Source organism: Rhodococcus sp. SJ-3 (genome assembly GCF_051918125.1).
Classification (GTDB): domain Bacteria; phylum Actinomycetota; class Actinomycetes; order Mycobacteriales; family Mycobacteriaceae; genus Rhodococcus.
The window spans coordinates 4,418,471-4,438,696 of record NZ_CM123306.1 but is presented as its reverse complement, the minus strand read 5'-3'; the positions used below and the strand labels follow the sequence as shown (position 1 = coordinate 4,438,696).

The following is a 20,226-nucleotide window of genomic DNA, read 5'->3' as shown; positions in this document are numbered from 1 at the left end:
TGTGGTTCAGTCACTTCCTGCACTCGAGGCGAGCGCACCGGCACCGCCGACGATCTCGCTGATTTCCTGGGTGATCTGGGCCTGGCGGGCCTGGTTGGCCTGACGGCTGAGGGTGTTCACCAGTTCCGTGGCGTTGTCGGTTGCGGCCTTCATCGCGGTACGACGGGCAGCCGACTCGGAGGCTGCCGCGTCCAGCAGCGACGCGAAGATTCGCGTGCTGATGTACTTGGGCAGAAGCGCGGCGAGGAGCGTCCCGGCTTCGGGCTCGAAGTTGTAGTCGGGCTGAGGTCCGGAGCCGCGATGACCATCGCTGAGCATGTCTTCGCCCAGTTCGATCTCGTCCTCGGTGACACTGACCTCGAGAGGCGCCATGCGACGCACCTCGGGGGTCTGGGTCAGCATGGACACGAACCGGGTGTAGACGATGTGGAGCTCGTCGACGCCCTCGATGGTGCCATCGCCATTCGGAGCGGGAACCTCGGAACCGGAACCGGCCATGAACAGCTCGACCAGATGCCGGCTCGCCTTCGCGGCGTCGGTGTACCGGGGCTCCTGCGAGAACCCGGTCCACGCACCGGAAACCGCACGCTCACGGAACGTGTAGAACGCCAGACCTTTACCGCCCAGCACGTACAGCACGGGCTCTTTGCCCTCGCTGATCAGCAACTGGCGAAGCTCCTCCGCCTCCTTGAGGACGTTGGAGTTGTAACCACCGGCCATACCGCGGTCACTGGTCACGACCAGCACTGCGGCACGCTTCGGGTTCTCGCGCTCGTTGAGCAGGGGGTGATCCAACGACGCGGACGCGCTCGCCAGTTCCGAGAGGACCTTGGTGATCTCCTCGGCGTACGGCTTGGATGCTGCCACTCGGGCCTGAGCCTTCGTGATGCGCGACGTCGCGATCAGTTCCTGCGCCTTGGTGATCTTCTTGGTCGAGTTGACCGACTTGATCCGCGAGCGGAGCTCACGCAAGTTCGCCATTCGTCGATCACACTCCCTTCACTGGACGCTGGGTCATGGTCTCCACGCTCACTTACGTACGGAGGTGCGCTTGACGGAGACCTGCTCCTGCTCGACCTCGTCGGCTCCGAGAGCTTCGGCCTCGGGGTCGTTCACGACGCGGCTGCCGTCGGAGGCGATGAAGCCTTCCTTGAACTTCTCGGTTGCTGCCTTGAAGGCGTCGGCGGACTCGTCGGTCAGTGCCTTGCCGCCGGCGATCTGCTCGTAGGCGCCTGCAGCGTTGCGGTGCAGGTCCTCGAGAAGCTCTGCCTCGAAGCGACGGATATCGGCGACCGGAACGGAGTCGAAAACACCTTCACCGGCGAGGTAGATCGACACGATCTGGTCCTCGACAGCGATCGGCGAGTACTGGTCCTGCTTGAGCAGCTCGACCAGTCGCTGACCGCGCTCGAGCTGAGCCTTGGAGGCAGCATCGAGGTCGGATGCGAAGGCCGCGAAGCCTTCGAGCTCACGGAACTGTGCAAGCTCGAGACGCAGCGAGCCGGAGACCTTCTTCATACCCTTGGTCTGTGCGGCACCACCGACACGGGAGACCGAGATACCGACGTTGATCGCCGGACGGACGCCCTTATTGAAGAGGTCGGACTCGAGGAAGACCTGGCCGTCGGTGATGGAGATGACGTTGGTCGGGATGTAGGCGGAGACGTCGTTCGCCTTGGTCTCGATGATCGGCAGAGCCGTCAATGAACCGCCGCCGAGTTCGTCGGACAGCTTGGCGGAGCGCTCGAGCAGACGCGAGTGCAGGTAGAAGACGTCACCGGGGTAAGCCTCGCGTCCCGGCGGGCGACGCAGCAGGAGTGAGATGGCACGGTATGCCTCGGCCTGCTTGGTGAGGTCGTCGAACACCACGAGGACGTGCTTGCCCTGGTACATCCAGTGCTGGCCGAGAGCCGAGCCGGTGTAGGGGGCGAGCCACTTGAAGCCGGCGGAGTCGGAGGCCGGAGCCGCGACGATGGTGGTGTACTCCATCGCGCCGTTCTCCTCGAGGGCCTGCTTGACGCCCGCGATGGTCGAACCCTTCTGACCGATTGCGACGTAGATGCAGCGGACCTGCTGCTTCGGGTCGCCCGTCTCCCAGTTCGCCTTCTGGTTCAGGATCGCGTCGATGCAGACGGCGGTCTTGCCCGTCTTGCGGTCGCCGATGACGAGCTGACGCTGTCCACGGCCGATCGGGGTCATCGCGTCGATGGCCTTGATGCCCGTCTGGAGCGGCTCCTCGACGGGCTGGCGCTCCAGCACGGTCGCAGCCTGCAGCTCGAGGGCGCGGGTCTCGTCGGCTTCGATGTCGCCGAGACCGTCGATCGGCTGACCGAGCGGGTTCACGACACGTCCGAGGAAGTTGTCGCTCACCGGCACCGACAGGACGTCGCCGGTCCGCTTGACTTCCTGGCCTTCCGCGATGCCCTGGAAGTCACCAAGGATCACGGCACCGATTTCGGTTGCCTCGAGGTTGAGGGCCACGCCCAGCACGCCACCGGGGAACTCCAGCAGCTCATTGGCCATCGCCGACGGCAGACCGCTGATGTGCGCGATGCCGTCACTGGTGTCGACGACGACGCCGACCTCCTCGCGGGAGGCCTCCGGGGAGTAGCTCGCGGTGTAATTGTCAATCGCGCTACGGATCTCGTCGGAGGAGATCGTCAGCTCCGCCATGTTCTTCCTGCTCTCGGTATCTGGTCTTCGAAAAGATCTAGGTGTGTGTTCGGAAGTGGACTACGTGAGGCTCTTGCGCACTGCTGCGAGTCGCCCCGCCGCCGTGCCGTCGATGACCTCGTCGCCCACCCGGACGACCAATCCACTGAGAAGCTCGGGATCGACCTCGACGTGCACCGTCACAGGCTTCCCGTAGACGCGGGTCAACGTCGCGGCAAGCCTGTCCGACTGCTCTTCGTTGAGAGCAGCCGCGCTGCGCACATGGGCCACGGCCCGGTCGCGCTGCGTCGCGGCAAGTGCCGACAACTCGTCGAACGTGTCGGCCGGGGACGCCTTCAGGCGGCCGACCGCATGGACAGCGAGAGTCGAGGTGATTGCCGTCGACTTGCCGTAGAGCAGGCGCGACAGAAGCTCGCGCTTGGCCTCCACCGACGTGTTCCGATCGGAAAGAGCCTGCTCGAGTTCGCCGTTGCCCGCCACAATGCGGCCGAGCCGGAAGAGCTCGTCCTCGACGGTGTCGAGCTGGTCCTGGTTCGCTGCTGCCTGGAGCAGGGCCTCACGACCGAGCTGCACGAGCGAGTTGGTCAGGTCGGATTGCGCCGACCAGTCCTGGCCCACCGCGGCTTTCACGGTCGCGAGAGCTGGGGCCGAAACCTTGCTCCCGAAGACCTGCTCGGCCAACGTCTCGCGAATGGCCGCGGGGGCCGAGGCGTCGGCCAGCGCACCGCGAAGGGTTCGCTGGCTGTCGAGCGCCTCGACCACCGAGAGCAGTTCCGAGCCGGCCTGAGCCGCAGCGGCAGTCTCGGCACCCGAGCCCAAGGCGGACTGCAGTGCGGACCGCGTATGAGCGAGTGCCTCACGGCTTGCTGCGTACATTGTGCTCACTTTCCGGATGCAGAGTCAGCGCTGAGGGAGTCGAGTTCGTTGAGGAACCGATCGATCGAGCCGGCACGCTTGACGTCGTCGGCGAGAGACTCACCGATGATCTTCTCGGCGAGATCGACCGAACTGCGACCGAGGTCGCTCCGGAGCTCGGCCACGATCTGCTGACGCTGGGCCTGCAGCTGGTTGTGACCGGCAGCGACAATGCGGTCGCTCTCCTCTTGTGCCTGAACCTTCATATCGGCGATGATCTGCTGGCCCTGAGTGCGGGCCTCCTCGCGGATCTGTGCAGCCTCGGTGCGAGCTTCGGCGAGCTGAGCGCGGTACTGCTCGAGCGCTTCCTTCGCCTCTGCCTGGGCTTCTTCCGCCTTCTTGATGCCGCCTTCGATCAGCTCCGAACGCTCGTCGAGCACCTTCTGGAACATCGGAAGTACGTACTTCCAGAAGACGAAACCGACGATGATCAGGGCGACCAGCGACCAGACGATGTCGTACGTCGCGGGCAGGAGGGGATTGGGGGTCTCCCCTTCCTCTGCCGCGAGAATCAGGATGCTGTCAGCCATGGTGGTCGTCGAATCAGAAGATGAAGCCGGCAACGATGCCGATCAGGGCCAGGGCCTCGGTGAATGCGATACCGAGGAACATCGTGGTGCGCAGCTGTCCGGCCATCTCGGGCTGACGGGCCATGCCCTCGATCGCCTTGCCGACGACGATGCCGATGCCGATGCCAGGGCCGATGGCGGCGAGGCCGTAGCCGACCGCACCGAGACCGCTGAAGGTGGTCTCCTGCTGGGCGAGGACGTCTGCTGCCTGAAGCGCAACGCTCATTGGTGTTCCATTCCCTTTCTTGTGGCTCGGCCCCGGGGGTCGGCAACCGAGTCAGTCTGTGTGTTTCTGTCGGTCGTGCTGGTCGGCGAGCTAATGCTCTTCCGCGTGCAGGGCCAGATCGATGTACACCGCGGTGAGCAGCGCGAAGATGTAGGCCTGCAGAACGATCACGAGGAGCTCGAAGAAGGTGAACGCGATCCCGCCGATGAGCGAACCGATACCGAACACCTTCATGATTCCGTCGGAATCGAAGAAGAAGAACTGCGTGGCACTGAAGAACAGCACCAGCATGATGTGACCGGCCAGCATGTTGGCCATGAGACGGATGGTCAGCGTGAACGGGCGCAGGAGGAAGGTCGAGACGAACTCGATCGGAATCACCAGCACGTGCAACGCAGGCGGAAGATTCGGGATGACGATGCTGCTCTTCACGTAACGGAAGAAGCCGTACTTCTTGATGCCCACGTAGTTGAAGACGATGTAGGCAAGCGCGGCGAGCACGATCGGCATGCCGATTCGGGCGTTCGACGAGATATTGAGGAAGGGGATGATCGATGTCAGGTTCAACCCGACCACCAAGAAGAAGATGGTGACGATCACCGGGAGGAATCGACGTCCCTGTTCCTTACCGAGGATGTCCTCGGCGATATGGATCCGGACGAAGTCGAGCATGATCTCGGCGACGTTCTGAACGCCGCGGGGCACGATCTTCGGGCTGCGCATCGCCAGAACGAAGAACAGCGCAACGATCACTGCCACGGCGACGCGGATGATCATCAGCCTGTCCATCTCGAAGGGGGTACCTTCGAACAGGACTGCCGGTGGGAAAAAATCAGCTAGTGACGGCGCGTGGAATTCTCCGGCTGCCAAGGTGGTGACGCTCAGCGCTCTCTCCCGTAGTCGGCCGCAGGCATTGCCGTCTGCGGTTCGATCGGACATTGACGATCCAACAAGTCGACCAGGTCGGCTCGCATGTGCGCCAGTGCTCCGAACCGCATTGCTCGGTTCTGCTTCTGCCGTTGTCGGCGACTCTCGTCGACTCGGCGGCCATTTGAACACGACCGCCTACCAAGTGACAACTGCTCGCGCTCACCCAGTAGGTGCACACAGTGCCACTCGCGTAGGGCTCACACTATCAACTGTTCTACGACAGTGCGTAGGTGGGGCACTCGCTGCGAAGTAATTGACAAACGCATCTACTACTGCGTGTCGTTCTCGCCGTTTTCTTTGCCGCCGGACGAACGGGGTTCGACATACAGTGCACGCTGCGACAGCACGCCGTAGGTCTCGGCTCCGAGCACGATGATCAACGCGAAGATGATTGTGAGAACCAGTGCGCCCTTACTGTAGAAATCGAGCGGTTTCAGCAGGACCATCACGACGATCGCCAAAATGAGCTTGAGAAGCCACGTCCCGAGCAGGACAGCACCCGCAGTGATCGCCGGAAGCTTCGCTGTCAGGAGCACTCCGAGTGCAGTGAACAGGATGAATCCCCCACCGACGGCCGCTCCTATCAGGGCTCCCCACACTCCGGGAAGACCGGCGACGAGGTAACCGATCACCGCCGCGATCACGGTGAGTGCGAGCAGACCCAGCACGCCGTAGCGGACTGCTGCGCGCATCGGAGCCGACGAGTCGGGCAGCGCGGGCAGGATCGGATCGGAACCGTGCGAATCAGGAGAGCTCACGGTCACCGAGCCTAACGGACGCGTTTCCGACGCCCGGTTCGGCCGCCGCGACCACCGTCATCGTGCAGACGCAACGACGGCACCGCGGTGACAACCAGGGCGAAAACCAGCCCTCCTGCCGTCAGCAGAACGACAGCCGTCCGGTCGAGCAGAGAAGCCCCCACCGCGCCGAACGCGAGAACACCGACCCACAGGTACAGCAGCAGCACAACCCTGCGGTGCGAATGACCGATCTGCAGCAGGCGATGATGCAGATGCATCTTGTCCGGGCTGAACGGGCTCACACCCGCGCGAGTGCGACGGACGATGGCGAGCAGTAGGTCGAGGATCGGAATGAACGTGACCGCGCCGACCAGGATCAACGGCGAAAGCAGGCCGAGCAGGTCGCGGGAACCATAGGCACTGAGCGGGATCCGCCCGGACGCGCTGGTCGAGACTGCCGCGAGCATCAGGCCGATCAACATCGATCCCGAGTCGCCCATGAAGATCCGCGCAGGCTGGAAGTTGTGAGGAAGGAAGCCGAGGCATGCCCCGGCAAGCGCGGCGGCGATCAGCGCCGGTGGATACGCAGAGACGTCGCCGCCCTGATCGAGCAACAAGCCGACCGAGAAGATGCAGATCGCCACTGCGGCGATCAGACCCAGCCCCGCCGCGAGACCGTCGAGCCCGTCGACGAAGTTCATCGCATTGATCATCACCGCGGCCACTGCAACCGTGATGAGACCACCCTGCAATTGGTCGAGCACGAGAGTGGAGCCGTCGAACGGGTTGTAGATGACGATCCAGCTCACACCCATCACGACGAGCACCCCGGCAGCGGTGACCTGCCCGACGAACTTGGTGAGCGCGTCGAGGCCCCATCGATCGTCGATGATGCCGACCAGAACGATGATCGTCGCAGCCACCAAGGTCGCCCCCATGTCGGGGGTGAATTCGAATCCCCTTGTCAGGGCAGGGAGTTGCTGCGCAAACAAGACTCCGACGACAAGGCCGAGGTAGATACCCACGCCTCCCATCCGAGGGGTGGGCGTCACGTGCACGTCGCGGTCGCGGGGCTTCGCCACCGCCCCGAACTTCGTCGCAAGTATGCGGATGAGGCCGGTGGAAAGGAACGTCACCACCGCCGCGGTGAGGAGAACGAGTAGCAGCTCTCGGATCGGCACCCCGGCGCCCTGCCCCGACTGGGCGAGCACCACGGCTGCTGAGTCGACTGAAGTCACGAACTCCTGTCCTCCGCCGTCACTCCCCGCCGGAGCGCAGACGCTCGGGGTCGTCGCCCAGCACCTCCGCAATGGCTTCGGCGGATACGGCACCTTCACGGATGATGCGCGGCCTGTTACCGGTCAGGTCGACGATGGTCGAGGCGACGCCGTGCTCGGTCGGCCCCCCGTCCAGATACACGGATGCGGACTCCCCGAGTTGCTCACGCGCCTCGGCGACCGTCGTGGCGGGCGGTTGGCCGGAGACGTTCGCACTCGAGACCGCGAGGGGGCCAACCTCACGGAGAAGTTCGAGAATCACGGGATGCAGCGGCATCCGGAGCATGACGGTTCCGCGGGTGTCGCCGAGATCCCAGGCGAGTGACGGGGCAGCGTGCACCACAAGGCTCAACCCGCCCGGCCAGAACGCCCGTATGAGCTCGCGGGCTTCCGGACGCACGGTGGTGACGAGCCCATCGATCGTCGTCCACGATCCCACCAGAACGGGGACCGGCATATCGCGGCCTCGCCCCTTCGCGCGCAGAAGTGCTGCCACCGCGGAACTGTCGAACGCGTCTGCCGCGAGACCGTACAGCGTATCGGTCGGGACGACCACGAGACGACCCGCTTTGAGCGACCCCCGGGCGGCGTTGAGGCCCACCGAACGCGAATCCGGCTGATTGCAGTCGTACACAGTGCTCACGCTGTCATCCTTTCACTCGCGTCGGTACACCCGAAGATCGACCCCGTTCGCCGAGTGCGTTCAGGACTCGGCCGCCGGTACCGACTGCACACGACTCGCCTCCCGTTCCGTCGGGACCCTCCGCGCAACGACGAAGCGCGGCTTGCCCGCCAGATCCGGATGCTCGACCACGTCACCGAACACGCGGCGCTGAGAGAACAGGGCCGCGACATGCCCGCCGTTGGTGTCGTCGTGTTCAACGGCCACGGCTCCCCCGATCCGCAGCCAGCGAGCGACATTGGAGATCATCGGCTTGATCACGGCGAGTCCGTCCGGCCCGCCGAAGAGAGCCGAGTGAGGGTCGTGATCGATCACTTCCGGATCGAGTTCCGCGCCTTCCGGAATATATGGCGGGTTGGACACGACGACGTCGACAGCGCCTTCGAGCGACGCAAGCAGCCCCCGGTCGGTCACGTCGCCCTGATGCAGGACGATCGGTGTATCGCCTTCCCGTGCCCTGGTCTCGGCATTGCGTCGGGCCCACGAAAGAGCCTTCGGTTCGAGTTCGACGGCGTGCACCACCGCATCGGGTCGAGCGTTCGCGATCGCAAGAGCAAGTGCGCCGGATCCGGTGCACAGATCGAGCACCACAGGGTTACGCCGGTCGTACTGTTCGAGGAAAGCCAGCGCCCACCCGAGTAGCAATTCGGTCTCCGGGCGCGGGACGAACACACCGGGACCCACAGCGAGATCGATCGCTCCCATCGGAGACGTTCCGGTGATGTATTGGAGGGGAATCCGTTTTGCACGCTGCGCGATCATTGCCCGGTATGCATCGACCATCGCGGGATCGACGAGAGGCACCAGACCGAGGCGGGTGCGTTCGATTCCGAGGAGGTGAGCAGCCAGCAACTCGGCGTCCACGCGGGGACTCGGGACACCCGCTTCTTCGAGCACCGATACGGCTTCGATGATGGCCAGGCGCAGGGGTTGACGACTCACGAGTACAGGGTCCCATGCGATCACGAACAGAACACGGATAGGTCTACTTCGCCACATCCGGCACCCCATCGTCGATAACGTCCCGGAAGTTGGGGAAACCGAAAGGAGCGTCATGAACAAGAACGCATCACGCGCTGTCCGCGCCGCGGCAGTGGTCGCGGTGGGCGGTGCGGCAGCATTCGCAGGGGCCGGCACCGGAGCGGCTGCGCCCATCGACTTCCAGCCGATACCGGTGTTGTGCCCCGCCGGAATCGCGGAGACCCAGTCGTTGACACACACCGAGAACGACGCTGTCGAGGGGGACGAAGTCCTTTATGTCGTGAACCAGCAGAGTGTCGGCGGCGGGACGGTGTCCTGGATCAACGTCAACACCGGAGTGACCGGCACGGCCACTCTGGAATCGACAGAGGGTTTGTGGGGGGCTCCCGCGGCGTTGACCGAACCCGAGGCAGGAACGGTGTTGGCTGCAATCTGGGGTATGCACGAGAACGAAGCGGGTGAGCAGTGCTTCCTTCTCCCGGGCGTCGACATCGCCCAGGTTCCGGGAGAAGTGGAGACCCCCGAGGACGAGTAGCAACTCTCGGTCATGGTTCGTGAAGCCCGGTTCGGACGGGTCATTCTGCCGCGAGCCGGGCTTCCCTGTCTGCGGTGCCCAAAGCATCGAGCAGCGCGTCCATCTCACCGTCGAGTACGGCGTCGAGGTTGTGAGCCTTGAACCCGATCCGGTGATCCGTGATCCGATTCTCCGGGAAGTTGTAGGTGCGAATCCTCTCGGAACGGTCGACGGTGCGCACCTGGCTGGCCCGACCCGCCGAGGCCTCGGCGTCCGCAGCTTCCTCCGCCGCTGCCTGCAACCGTGCCGCGAGCACCTGCATGGCGCGGGCCTTGTTCTGCAACTGCGAACGTTCGTTCTGACAGGTGACGACGATGCCCGTAGGCAGGTGGGTGATGCGGACCGCGGAGTCCGTCGTGTTGACTCCCTGCCCGCCCTTGCCGGACGAGCGGTAGACGTCGATCCGCAGGTCGGTCTCGTCGATCTGGACTTCTTCGACCTCGTCGGGCTCCGGGTAGATGAACACACCTGCCGCGGAGGTGTGCACGCGCCCCTGCGATTCCGTCACCGGAACACGCTGGACGCGGTGGACGCCCCCTTCGAACTTGAGCCTGGACCACACCCCGTCACGCACGTCGGTCTTGGATTTGATCGACAAGGTCACGTCCTTGAATCCCCCGAGATCGGAGTAGGTGGCTCCGAGAACTTCGACACGCCACCCGGCGTGCTCGGCGAAGCGCGTGTACATGCGGGCGAGATCTCCCGCGAACAATGCGGATTCTTCGCCGCCCTCACCGGACTTGACCTCGAGCACCACATCGTCGGCGTCGTGGGGATCACGGGGAGCGAGCAGGTCGGTGAGCGTCTTGTCGAGCTCGGCGACGCGTTCTTCGAGGTCGGGAATCTCGGCGGCGAACGACGAATCGTCGGCCGCGAGTTCGCGGGCGGCCTCGAGGTCGTCACGCGCGGCCGCCAGCTTCGTGTAGGTCGACATGATCGGCGCGAGCTCTGCGAACCGCTTGCCCACTTTGCGAGCGGCCGACGGATCGTTGTGCAGTGACGGGTCGGACAGTTGCTGTTCCAGGCCGGCGTGTTCGGCCAGGATGTCGTCGATGGCCGACGGCTTGGTCTGCCCCGCCATGGGTTCGCTCCGCTCTTGTCGTGAAAGTGCTGTGTTCTGCAGGAATCGGGCTCTCTGCAGGATCCGTTCCTCGGACGGGAACGAAAATGCCGACGCCCGGTCTGTACGAAGACAGAACCGGGCGTCGGCATTGCAGCTAGCTGTCGGCCGCAGCCTTCTTCGCCGTGCGCTTGCCGTAGCGAGCCTCGAAGCGTGCGACGCGTCCGCCGGTGTCGAGGATCTTCTGCTTGCCCGTGTAGAACGGGTGGCAGTTGGAGCACACTTCGACGTTGACACGGCCGGACTCGGACGTGCTGCGGGTCTCGAACGTGTTTCCGCAACCGCAGACGACGGTCGTCACCTGGTAGTTGGGGTGGATTCCTGCCTTCATGGTGTCCCTTTCGTGGTCGCCGGGTCGCCTTCGCCATTCGAAGCCGTGAACCGGAACCGGACTCAACTGCTCGATTATGCCAAACGTATGAGCCCGGAAAAAATTCCCGGGCCCCGACGTCAGTCTTCCAGCGCCCCCGGCGCGGTCTTCGCGACCTGCATGAGGAACTCGATGTTCGTCTTGGATTTCTTGAGCCGGTCGATCAGCAGATCGATCGCCTGGTGTGAATCCAGACCCGACAGCACGCGACGCAGCTTGTGCACGACCGCGAACTCGTCGGGACTCATGAGAAGCTCGTCCTTACGCGTACCCGAGGGATTGACGTCCACGGCGGGGAACACGCGACGTTCGGCGATCTTGCGATCGAGCTTGAGCTCGGCATTGCCGGTGCCCTTGAACTCCTCGAAGATCACGGTGTCGCCGGTCGAGCCGGTCTCGACCATCGCGGTCGCGATGATCGTGAGCGACCCACCGTTCTCGATGTTGCGCGCCGCACCGAGGAAACGCTTCGGCGGATACAGCGCAGTCGAGTCGACACCACCGGAGAGAATGCGTCCCGATGCGGGCGACGAGTTGTTGTATGCGCGGCCGAGGCGAGTGATGGAGTCGAGCAGGACCACCACGTCGCGCCCCATTTCGACGAGACGCTTGGCACGTTCGATCGCGAGTTCGGCAACCGAGGTGTGGTCTGACGGCGGCCGGTCGAAGGTCGAGGCGATGACCTCGCCCTTCACCGAGCGCTGCATGTCGGTGACCTCTTCGGGGCGCTCGTCGACCAGAACCACCATCAGGTAGCACTCCGGGTTGTTGACGGCGATCGCATTGGCGATGTCCTGCAACACGGTGGTCTTACCGGCCTTCGGCGGCGAGACGATCAGCGCGCGCTGCCCCTTACCGATCGGCATCACCAGGTCGATCACGCGCGTGGTGAGGATGTTCTGCTGCGTCTCGAGACGCAGGCGCTGGTTCGGGTACAGCGGGGTCAGCTTGTTGAACTCGGGGCGACGCTTGGCTGCGTCGACCTCACCGCCGTTGACGGTATCGAGCCGCACCAGCGGGTTGAACTTCTGACGCTGATTGGCCTGCTCACCCTCACGCGGCACACGCACCGCGCCGGTGATGGCGTCGCCACGGCGCAGACCGTTCTTGCGCACCATGTTCATCGACACGTACACGTCGTTCGGGCCCGCGAGGTAACCGGAGGTCCGTACGAACGCGTAGTTGTCGAGCACATCGAGGATGCCCGCGACCGGCTGGAGGACGTCGTCTTCCCGGATCTCGGGTTCGCGCGAATCTCCGCCCCCGGATTCTCCGCGGTCGCGTCCGCGACGACGCTCGCGGAAGCGACGACCGCGGCGGCCGCGGCCGCCCTCTTCGTCGTCGTCTCCGCGGTTGTCGCGGTTGTCCTGACGCGGGCCCTGGTTCCGGTCGCCCTGGTTGCGATCATCGCGGTTGCGGTCACCCTGGTTGCGATCACCTTGGTTGCGGTCACCTTGGTTGCGGTCACCCTGGTTGCGATCACCCTGGTTGCGATCACCCCGCTGGCGTCCGCCATCGGATTCGCCGCGGTCCTGAGTCTTCCCGCGGTCAGTCGACCGATCACGGGACTCGCCGCCGCGCTCGGGGTCGGAGGTCTGCGACTCGCCGGGTACCTGCGACTCACTGTTCTGATTCTGATCCTGCTGGTCCGCACCGCGACGACCGCGACGCTGACGGCCGCGGCGCGGTGCCTCATCGTCCGAGTCGGATGTCGGCGCGTCGCCGGCAGATTTCTCGGCGGCTGCAGGCTTCTCGGCGGCTGCAGGCTTTTCGGCAGGGGTCCCCGACTGGGCGGGTTCGTCCTGGGACGCCTCGGCGGCGCGGGTGCGGCGAGTACGCGCGGGGCGACTCGGTGCCTCCTCTGCGGCTTCGGCAGGAGCCTGAGCCGGCTCGGCCTGCGCCTTGGCAGCAGGCGCGCTCTTCGCGGCGCTTCCTTGCTTGTCCTTGATCGCAGCGATGAGGTCGCCCTTGCGCATTCCCGACGTGCCCTTGATACCGAGTTCGGCAGCGAGAGCCCTCAACTCGACGAGCACCATGCCCGCAAGGCCGGTGCCACGGCGGGCTCCGCGTGCGGACTGTGCAGAATCGCCGGATCGGGTTCCTGCGGAAGCCTCGGCGGTGTCGGAATCTGGCGTAGCGATCAGGTCCGTATCTGTCACGGAGATCCTTTCCTTCCCTCGCCCACTCATGCAGAGTCGAGGGTTCGTTCCGCAGATCAGCTACATGAACTGAGCTGGGATTTGCCGTACGAGTTCACGGAAGTCGAACGGTCGGCACGTCCGCCACCACACCGATGTCGGTTGGGTACGGCCTTGTCCCGTTCCCAAGATCGAGAGCAGGTGAGGATCGACCCAGGATCTGACGCCCCGATGGAGCTGGAGTGAATGCCCTGGAGAACCCGGCGACACGAGCGCACGACGTGCGGACACCCTCAGGATAGCGACGTTCTGCACGCAGGGCAAGAATCTGTGTGACGCGAGGTTCCTGTGCGATGCACCACTCTCGTTCCTCTGGTCGGGTCCATCGACGACAACGGCCGGCCCGGATCTCCGGGCCGGCCGTCTCGTCTCGACCACAGGCGGCGTGATCACAGTGGTGACCGTCAGTCGACCTGTACCCCATCGGCGATGGGAAGGTCGAGCACGGTGAGGTCATCCGCCTCTGCGGCCGCGCGAAGCTCCGCCGGAATCGGTTCGGTTGTCAGGGCAAGTACCGTCGGCCCCGCCCCCGACACGGTCGCCGCGATCCCCGCACCGCGAAGAAGCGAGATCCACTTGGTGGTCAAGGGCAGCGCCGGAGCACGCTGCGCCTGATGGAGCAGATCCTCGGTTGCCTGCATCAGCAGATCGGGTCGCTCCGTGAGCGCGACGACCGCGAGCGCAGCGCGACTGACATTGAACGCGGCATCACGATGCGGCACCAGGTCGGGCAGCAGTCCACGAGTGTGGGCGGTCGACGACCGGACGGACGGAACGAGCGCGACGGCGTTGATGGACGGGTGCACCTTCAACGACACCGCCTTGTAGGCGCGACGCTCCGAGTCGACCTCGGCCTCACTCCACGAGACGACAGCACCGCCCAGAACGCTCGCCGAGGCATTGTCGGGATGCCCCTCGAATTCCGACGCCAATTGCACGAGCTGCGCTGAGTCGAGAACCCGCTCCGGCGCAATCTTCCGCACCAGACCGTTCGCGGCAGCAAGGCCACCCACCGCCGCAGATGCCGATGAACCCAAACCTCGCGAATGCGGAATCACGTTGCGGCACAAGACATCCAGTCCGTCCGCCCACACTCCCGCGGCTTCGAGCCCACGTTCGACCGCGCGCACTACCAGGTGCGACGGCCCCCACGGCACCTCCTGCGCGCCCTCCCCTTCGACACGCACGTCGAGGCCGGAACCGGTTGTGGTGACGGTGATCTCGTCGTACAGCCCGAGCGCCAGTCCGAGTGTGTCGAATCCGGGCCCCAGGTTGGCGCTGGAGGCCGGCACCCGGGCTGTCACCGAGACCCCTACGGGCAACGTCTGCGTCATGTCCTGTTTCCCAACGGAGGAGGGCGAGGCGGTCACTAGGCCAGCTCGAGCGCCGATGCCACGGCCACAGGATCGACCGGGATGGGTTCGACCACGGGCACGTCGCGCAGCGCGGTGTCGGGATCCTTGAGGCCGTTGCCGGTGACGGTGCACACGATCTTCAGGCCGGGCTCGAGCCAGCCTTCCTTCCGTGCCGCGAGCAGACCCGCGATCGACGCTGCCGAGGCAGGCTCGACGAAGATCGACTCGGTCTTGGCGAGAAGCCGGTAGGCCTCGAGGATTTCCTCGTCGGTAGCCGCCCGGAATGCCCCGTCCGACTCGTCCTTCGCCGCAACAGCACTGTTCCAGGAAGCAGGCGCACCGATCCGGATAGCGGTGGCGATGGTCTCGGGATTGTTGACCGGATGACCGAGGACCAACGGGGCAGCGCCGGCTGCCTGAACGCCGAGCATGCGCGGGCGACGAGTGCTCATCCCATCGGAGAAGTACTCGGAGTACCCCTTCCAGTACGCGGTGATGTTGCCTGCGTTGCCGACGGGTAGCACGTGCACGTCCGGTGCATCGCCGAGCGCGTCGACGATCTCGAACGCCGCGGTCTTCTGACCTTCGATGCGCACCGGGTTGACCGAGTTGACCAGACCGATGGTGTCGAACTCGGAGGTCGTCTTACGGGCCAGTTCCAGACAGTCGTCGAAATTGCCCTCGACCTGAACGATCTTCGCACCGTGCATGACGGCCTGCGCGAGCTTGCCCATGGCGATCTTGCCCTGCGGGACGAGGACGGCACATCCGATCCCGGCCTTCGACGCGTAGGCGGCGGCAGAGGCCGAGGTGTTGCCGGTGGAGGCGCACAGCACGGCCTGCTTGCCGGATGCGAGCGCCTCGGTGACCGCCATGGTCATGCCGCGGTCCTTGAACGAGCCGGTGGGGTTGAGACCCTCGACCTTGATGTGCACTTCACACCCGGTGAGCTCGGAGAGCCGCTCCGCCGGGAGCAGCGGGGTACCGCCCTCGCGCAGTGTCACCGTCTTCCAGTCGTCGCCGATCGGGAGACGACCGCGGTACGCCTCGATCAGGCCCGGCCACGGGGTGTGCACGGGGGTGGTGTTCTTGTCGACCGCACTCATTCGGCGGATCCCTCCAGTCTCAGGACGCTGGTGACAGCAGTAACGGATTCGAGATTTTCGAGCGCGGCGACGGTGTCCGCAAGCGCCCGGTCGGTGGCTCGGTGCGTGAGCACCACCAGACGAGCGCCGTCGCCGGCCCCCTCCTGGCGCACAGCGGAGATACTGACGCCCCTCGTGGCGAATTCGGCGGCGACAGCAGAGAGCACGCCGGCACGGTCGGCGACCTGCAGGTTGACGTAGTACCGGGTGACGATATCGCTCATCGGAGCGATCTCGAGCTTGGCGTACTTCGATTCACGCGGGCCCCGGCCACCTTGGACACGATTACGCGCCGCCATCACGAGATCACCCATGACGGCGGATGCGGTGGGCGCTCCCCCGGCGCCCTGGCCGTAGAACATGAGGCGACCGGCTGCCTGTGCCTCGACGACGACGGCGTTGAACGCTCCGGCAACGGTCGCAAGGGGATGCTCACGCGGCACGAGAGCCGGATACACGCGCGCCGAGACACGGTCGCGGCCGTCGGGCCCTGAGATGCGTTCGCAGATCGCCAGCAGCTTGATGGTGCAGTTGAGCGCACGGGCCGAGGTGAGGTCGGCGGCGGTGATCGAGCTCATGCCTTCGCGGTAGACATCCGAGGCGGTCACGCGGGTGTGGAAGGCGATGGACGCAAGGATCGCAGCCTTGGCCGCGGCGTCGAATCCTTCGACGTCTGCAGTCGGATCGGCTTCGGCGTAACCGAGGCGGCCTGCTTCGGCCAATGTCGTCTCGTAATCGGCGCCGCTTTCGTCCATCGCGGACAGGATGTAGTTCGTCGTGCCGTTGACGATGCCCATCACCCGGTCGACGCGGTCGCCTGCGAGCGACTGCGTCAGTGGGCGGATCACCGGGATGGCGCCGGCGACGGCGGCTTCGAAGTACAGGTCGGCGTTGTGCGACTCGGCCGCCTCGGCCAGTTCACCGGTGTAGGCAGCGAGGAGAGCTTTGTTCGCAGTGACCACCGACTTGCCTGCGTCGAGCGCGGCGCGCACCAGCGTACGGGGTAGTTCGATACCCCCGATGAGTTCGACGACGAGGTCGACATCGTCGCGACGGACGAGCGCTTCTGCGTCGGTCGTCAGCAGCTCGGCGGGAAGTCCACGATCAGACGATGTGTCGCGCACCGCGACGCCCCGCAGTTCCAGGGGTGCACCGATGCGCTCTTGCAGGTCGAGCGCATCCTGCCGGATGATGTTGACGACCTCGGCACCAACGGTGCCGTGGCCGAGAACCGCGACACCGAGGGGCCGCTGCCCGGATGCACCTTGCGCCGTTGTGCTGGTCACTCCGTAACCTCCAAGCTCAGCAGATCTTCGATCGTTTCCCTGCGCAGCAGGACACGAGAGACGCCGTCCTTGACTGCCACGACAGCGGGACGGGTCAGCATGTTGTACCTGCTGGACATCGAGTAGCAGTATGCACCGGTCGCCGCGACAGCCAGCAAATCTCCCGCACCGACGTCGCCTGGCATCCAGGCATCGCGAATGATGATGTCACCACTCTCGCAGTGCTTACCGACCACCCGCGCGACGACAGGTTCGGCTTCACTCCTGCGCGACACGAGCCGCGACTCGTACTCCGCCTGATACAGGGAGGTACGGATGTTGTCGCTCATCCCACCGTCGACGCTGATGTAGCGCCGGCTCTGGCCGGCACCCACGGCCACGTCCTTGATGGTGCCCACCTCGTAGAGGGTGATGGTGCCCGGGCCGGCGATGGCGCGTCCCGGCTCGACGGCAAGGGTCGGCATAGGCAATCCGACCAGTGCCGACTCTGTGCGCACGATGTCGTTGAGTTTTGCCGCAAGGTCGGTGACCGGCGGCGGATCGTCGCTCGGCACGTACGAGATTCCGAGACCACCACCGAGGTCCACGATGTGCAGCTGCGAGGTTTTGTCGACCCCGAACTCGGCAACGATGTCGCGCAGCAGCCCGATGACACGGTGAGCAGCGAGTTCGAATCCGTCGACGTCGAAAATCTGGGAGCCGATGTGGCTGTGCAGCCCGACCAGACGCAGGTTGTCGGCCGCGAATACCCGGCGTACAGCGTCCATCGCGTGGCCGCCCGCCAGGGAGAGACCGAACTTCTGATCCTCGTGCGCAGTGGAGATGAACTCGTGGGTGTGTGCTTCGACACCGACGGTGACGCGAATCAGCACATCCTGGACGGCGTCCAATTCACCGGCGACGGCATCGAGACGGTCGATCTCGGCGAGCGAGTCCAGCACGATGTGTCCGACACCGAACTCGACGGCGGTGCGCAGTTCGGCAACGGACTTGTTGTTGCCGTGCAGCGCGATCTTCTGAGCCGGGAACCCGGCGCGCAGCGCTACCGCGAGTTCGCCCCCGGATGCGACATCGAGGCACAGACCCTCCTGGTGTACCCACCGGGCGATCTCGGTGCACAGAAAGGCCTTGGACGCGTAGTGGACACGCGCTTCGGGGCCGAAGGCCTCAGCGATCTCACGGCACCGCGACCGGAAATCGTCCTCATCTACGACGAACAGCGGTGTGCCGTATGTCTCGGCGAGTTCGGTTACGGAGACACCGGCGATGTGGGTGACGCCGTCGTCGTCGCGGCTGGTGTTACGCGGCCAGACGTGCCGGTGGAGCTCGTTCAGTTCGGTGGCGTTCTCGGGTCGTTGCGGCAGCCCGGGCGCGTGCGGGATCTCGGCGTGACGCGGGCCCGCGGGATGCGCGTTCACATCCGCTCCGGTGCGCTGACGCCGAGAAGGCCGAGCCCGTTGGCGAGGACCTGACGTGCGGCGGCACACAGAGCCAGACGAGCGGTGTGCAGGTCGCCGGGCTCTTCGTCGCCCTGCGGCAGGATGCGGCACGCGTCGTAGAACCGATGGTAGGTACCGGCAAGTTCTTCGAGATACCGCGCCACGCGGTGCGGCTCCCGCAGTTCCGCAGCCTTCGCGACGACCCGCGGATATTCACCGAGGGTGCGGATCAGGTCGCCTTCGCGGTCATGGGTGAGCAGGGCGAGGTCGGCGCCCTCCCCGCTCAGACCGAGGTCGGCAGCGTTCCGCGCGATCGACGACAGCCGCGCGTGCGCGTACTGCACGTAGTAGACGGGGTTCTCGCTCGAGGCGGAAGCCCACAGTGCGAGATCGATGTCGATGCTCTGATCCACGGACGAACGCACGAGGGAGTAGCGGGCTGCGTCGACGCCGATGGCCTCGACGAGGTCGTCGAGGGTGATGACGGTGCCTGCGCGCTTGCTCATCTTCACGGCCTGACCGTCGCGCACGAGATTGACCATCTGGCCGATCATGACCTCGACGGTGTCGGGATCGTCGCCGAAAGCAGCGGCAGCCGCCTTGAGCCGTGCGATGTAGCCGTGATGGTCGGCGCCGAGCATGTAGATGCACAGGTCGAAGCCGCGTGAGCGCTTGTTCTGGAAGTACGCGATGTCGCCTGCGATGTAGGCTGCATTGCCGTCCGACTTGATGACGACGCGGTCCTTGTCGTCGCCGTAGTCGGTGCTCTTGAGCCACCACGCACCGTCGTCGAAGTACAGGTTGCCGGAGGCCTTGAGGGTCTCGACCGACTTTTCGACGGCGCCGGACTCGAACAGCGAGTTCTCGTGGAAGTACACGTCGAAGTCGACGCCGAACTCGTGCAGCGTGCGTTTGATGTGTTCGAACATCAGCTCTACGCCGATCGACCGGAACGCTTCGTTCCGCTCGTCCTCGGGAAGCTCTAGCACCCCGGGCCGCTGGTCCTGGACCGATTTCGCGATGTCGACGATGTACACGCCGGCGTAGCCGTCCTCGGGGGCGGGCTGTCCGAGCGCGGAGGCGATGAGCGACCGGGTGAAACGATCGATCTGCGCGCCGTGATCGTTGAAGTAGTACTCGCGGGTGACCTCCCCGCCCTGCGCAGTGAGGATGCGGCCGAGCGCATCGCCGACCGCCGCCCAGCGGGTGCCGCCGAGGTGGATGGGACCGGTCGGGTTCGCGGAGACGAATTCGAGGTTGATCTTCTTGCCCGCGAGGATGTCGGCGTTGCCGTACGCGTCGCGCTCGCCCAGCACCTTGGCGACGATCGCACCCTGTGCGTCGGCCGCGAGCCTGATGTTGAGGAAGCCGGGGCCTGCAACATCGGCGGAGTCGATGCCGTCGGCAGCGGTGAGCGCTTCGGCGAGCCACGTCGCGAGATCACGGGGATTCACGCCGACCTTCTTGGCAACCTGCATCGCGACATTGGTTGCGTAGTCGCCGTGCTCGGGGTTGCGAGGCCGCTCGACAGTGAGGGTCGCAGGCAGTACAGACGCGTCGAGGTCACGGTCGGCGAGCACTCTCGCAGCGGTTCCGTGGAGCAATTCGGCAAGATCGGCAGGAGTCACAGGTGTTCATCCTATTGGCTGGGGGGTGAAGGCGCGGACGGTCCCCCGCCGCCGGCGCCCGTAGAGTTGACGATGTGCCGTACCCATGGTGCGCACGTTCGCCTGTCCATCCGTAGAA

At 65.2% G+C, this 20,226-nt stretch carries 19 protein-coding genes; 1 reads left to right on the top strand and 18 read right to left on the bottom strand.

The genetic code is table 11. The features are described from left to right. Window positions 1–6 precede the first annotated feature (6 nt). The 10 genes from ACTDXD_RS20690 to prmC form a co-directional block, all read right to left on the bottom strand. Window positions 7–981, bottom strand: coding sequence for a F0F1 ATP synthase subunit gamma (locus tag ACTDXD_RS20690; RefSeq protein ID WP_440124124.1), 975 nt, complete (start codon window positions 979–981; stop codon window positions 7–9). Window positions 982–1,029: 48 nt separating this feature from the next. Next, a complete protein-coding gene (gene atpA / locus ACTDXD_RS20685) occupies window positions 1,030–2,673 on the bottom strand; it encodes a F0F1 ATP synthase subunit alpha (protein WP_169689878.1) in 1,644 nt (547 codons plus the stop codon). A 60-nt stretch (window positions 2,674–2,733) separates the two neighbouring features. Further along, the gene (locus ACTDXD_RS20680) at window positions 2,734–3,549 is read right to left on the bottom strand and encodes a F0F1 ATP synthase subunit delta (protein ID WP_440127730.1); all 816 of its coding nucleotides are present in this window, start codon (window positions 3,547–3,549) and stop codon (window positions 2,734–2,736) included. 5 nt (window positions 3,550–3,554) lie between these two features. Beyond that, complete coding sequence (locus ACTDXD_RS20675; protein WP_440124123.1) at window positions 3,555–4,118, bottom strand: F0F1 ATP synthase subunit B; 564 nt, start codon at window positions 4,116–4,118, stop codon at window positions 3,555–3,557. A 13-nt stretch (window positions 4,119–4,131) separates the two neighbouring features. Continuing rightward, window positions 4,132–4,383: an ATP synthase F0 subunit C gene (locus ACTDXD_RS20670; RefSeq protein ID WP_054715748.1), complete on the bottom strand. Its 252-nt coding sequence runs from the start codon at window positions 4,381–4,383 to the stop codon at window positions 4,132–4,134. Between the two features lie 90 nt (window positions 4,384–4,473). Then, window positions 4,474–5,322, bottom strand: a complete 849-nt coding sequence (gene atpB, locus ACTDXD_RS20665) for a F0F1 ATP synthase subunit A (protein WP_440124122.1) — start codon at window positions 5,320–5,322, stop codon at window positions 4,474–4,476. Between the two features lie 260 nt (window positions 5,323–5,582). Then, on the bottom strand, window positions 5,583–6,005 hold the full coding sequence (locus tag ACTDXD_RS20660) for a hypothetical protein (RefSeq protein WP_440127729.1): 423 nt from the start codon (window positions 6,003–6,005) through the stop codon (window positions 5,583–5,585). 77 nt (window positions 6,006–6,082) lie between these two features. After that, window positions 6,083–7,291, bottom strand: a complete 1,209-nt coding sequence (locus tag ACTDXD_RS20655; RefSeq protein ID WP_440124121.1) for an MraY family glycosyltransferase — start codon at window positions 7,289–7,291, stop codon at window positions 6,083–6,085. Between the two features lie 19 nt (window positions 7,292–7,310). Then, window positions 7,311–7,973 (bottom strand): L-threonylcarbamoyladenylate synthase, encoded by a 663-nt coding sequence (locus ACTDXD_RS20650; RefSeq protein ID WP_440124120.1) that lies wholly within the window; start codon window positions 7,971–7,973, stop codon window positions 7,311–7,313. A 60-nt stretch (window positions 7,974–8,033) separates the two neighbouring features. After that, window positions 8,034–8,954, bottom strand: a complete 921-nt coding sequence (gene prmC / locus ACTDXD_RS20645) for a peptide chain release factor N(5)-glutamine methyltransferase (protein ID WP_440124119.1) — start codon at window positions 8,952–8,954, stop codon at window positions 8,034–8,036. 112 nt (window positions 8,955–9,066) lie between these two features. Between prmC and ACTDXD_RS20640 the strand changes: the two genes are divergently transcribed. Continuing rightward, window positions 9,067–9,528 carry a hypothetical protein gene (locus tag ACTDXD_RS20640; protein ID WP_440124118.1) on the top strand — a complete coding sequence of 154 codons (462 nt, stop codon included), beginning with the start codon at window positions 9,067–9,069 and terminating at the stop codon, window positions 9,526–9,528. A gap of 40 nt (window positions 9,529–9,568) precedes the next feature. On the opposite strand, the gene prfA is transcribed toward ACTDXD_RS20640, so the two are convergent. The 8 genes from prfA to argS all read right to left on the bottom strand — a co-directional run bounded on the left by prfA (window position 9,569) and on the right by argS (window position 20,108). Next, complete coding sequence (gene prfA, locus ACTDXD_RS20635; protein WP_440124117.1) at window positions 9,569–10,648, bottom strand: peptide chain release factor 1; 1,080 nt, start codon at window positions 10,646–10,648, stop codon at window positions 9,569–9,571. A gap of 136 nt (window positions 10,649–10,784) precedes the next feature. Continuing rightward, complete coding sequence (gene rpmE / locus ACTDXD_RS20630; RefSeq protein WP_440124116.1) at window positions 10,785–11,018, bottom strand: 50S ribosomal protein L31; 234 nt, start codon at window positions 11,016–11,018, stop codon at window positions 10,785–10,787. A 119-nt stretch (window positions 11,019–11,137) separates the two neighbouring features. Beyond that, on the bottom strand, window positions 11,138–13,216 hold the full coding sequence (rho, locus tag ACTDXD_RS20625; RefSeq protein ID WP_440124115.1) for a transcription termination factor Rho: 2,079 nt from the start codon (window positions 13,214–13,216) through the stop codon (window positions 11,138–11,140). Window positions 13,217–13,659: 443 nt separating this feature from the next. Continuing rightward, on the bottom strand, window positions 13,660–14,589 hold the full coding sequence (thrB, locus tag ACTDXD_RS20620) for a homoserine kinase (RefSeq protein ID WP_440124114.1): 930 nt from the start codon (window positions 14,587–14,589) through the stop codon (window positions 13,660–13,662). Window positions 14,590–14,624: 35 nt separating this feature from the next. Further along, a complete protein-coding gene (gene thrC, locus ACTDXD_RS20615; RefSeq protein ID WP_440124113.1) occupies window positions 14,625–15,716 on the bottom strand; it encodes a threonine synthase in 1,092 nt (363 codons plus the stop codon). After that, on the bottom strand, window positions 15,713–17,041 hold the full coding sequence (locus ACTDXD_RS20610) for a homoserine dehydrogenase (protein WP_440124112.1): 1,329 nt from the start codon (window positions 17,039–17,041) through the stop codon (window positions 15,713–15,715). Before ACTDXD_RS20610 ends, thrC begins: the two co-directional genes overlap by 4 nt. After that, window positions 17,038–18,459, bottom strand: a complete 1,422-nt coding sequence (gene lysA, locus ACTDXD_RS20605; protein ID WP_440124111.1) for a diaminopimelate decarboxylase — start codon at window positions 18,457–18,459, stop codon at window positions 17,038–17,040. Before lysA ends, ACTDXD_RS20610 begins: the two co-directional genes overlap by 4 nt. Then, complete coding sequence (gene argS / locus ACTDXD_RS20600) at window positions 18,456–20,108, bottom strand: arginine--tRNA ligase (RefSeq protein ID WP_440124110.1); 1,653 nt, start codon at window positions 20,106–20,108, stop codon at window positions 18,456–18,458. The genes lysA and argS overlap by 4 nt, the downstream gene beginning before the upstream one ends. Window positions 20,109–20,226: the final 118 nt, after the last annotated feature.

What these genes read in the sequence shown, in the direction of transcription:
- ACTDXD_RS20690 (WP_440124124.1), bottom strand. Translation starts at nt 981, where the DNA reads ATGGCGAACTTGCGTGAGCTCCGCTCGCGGATCAAGTCGGTCAACTCG.
- atpA (WP_169689878.1), bottom strand. Translation starts at nt 2,673, where the DNA reads ATGGCGGAGCTGACGATCTCCTCCGACGAGATCCGTAGCGCGATTGAC.
- ACTDXD_RS20680 (WP_440127730.1), bottom strand. Translation starts at nt 3,549, where the DNA reads ATGTACGCAGCAAGCCGTGAGGCACTCGCTCATACGCGGTCCGCACTG.
- ACTDXD_RS20675 (WP_440124123.1), bottom strand. Translation starts at nt 4,118, where the DNA reads ATGGCTGACAGCATCCTGATTCTCGCGGCAGAGGAAGGGGAGACCCCC.
- ACTDXD_RS20670 (WP_054715748.1), bottom strand. Translation starts at nt 4,383, where the DNA reads ATGAGCGTTGCGCTTCAGGCAGCAGACGTCCTCGCCCAGCAGGAGACC.
- atpB (WP_440124122.1), bottom strand. Translation starts at nt 5,322, where the DNA reads ATGTCCGATCGAACCGCAGACGGCAATGCCTGCGGCCGACTACGGGAG.
- ACTDXD_RS20660 (WP_440127729.1), bottom strand. Translation starts at nt 6,005, where the DNA reads ATGCGCGCAGCAGTCCGCTACGGCGTGCTGGGTCTGCTCGCACTCACC.
- ACTDXD_RS20640 (WP_440124118.1), top strand. Translation starts at nt 9,067, where the DNA reads ATGAACAAGAACGCATCACGCGCTGTCCGCGCCGCGGCAGTGGTCGCG.
- prfA (WP_440124117.1), bottom strand. Translation starts at nt 10,648, where the DNA reads ATGGCGGGGCAGACCAAGCCGTCGGCCATCGACGACATCCTGGCCGAA.
- rpmE (WP_440124116.1), bottom strand. Translation starts at nt 11,018, where the DNA reads ATGAAGGCAGGAATCCACCCCAACTACCAGGTGACGACCGTCGTCTGC.
- thrB (WP_440124114.1), bottom strand. Translation starts at nt 14,589, where the DNA reads ATGACGCAGACGTTGCCCGTAGGGGTCTCGGTGACAGCCCGGGTGCCG.
- thrC (WP_440124113.1), bottom strand. Translation starts at nt 15,716, where the DNA reads ATGAGTGCGGTCGACAAGAACACCACCCCCGTGCACACCCCGTGGCCG.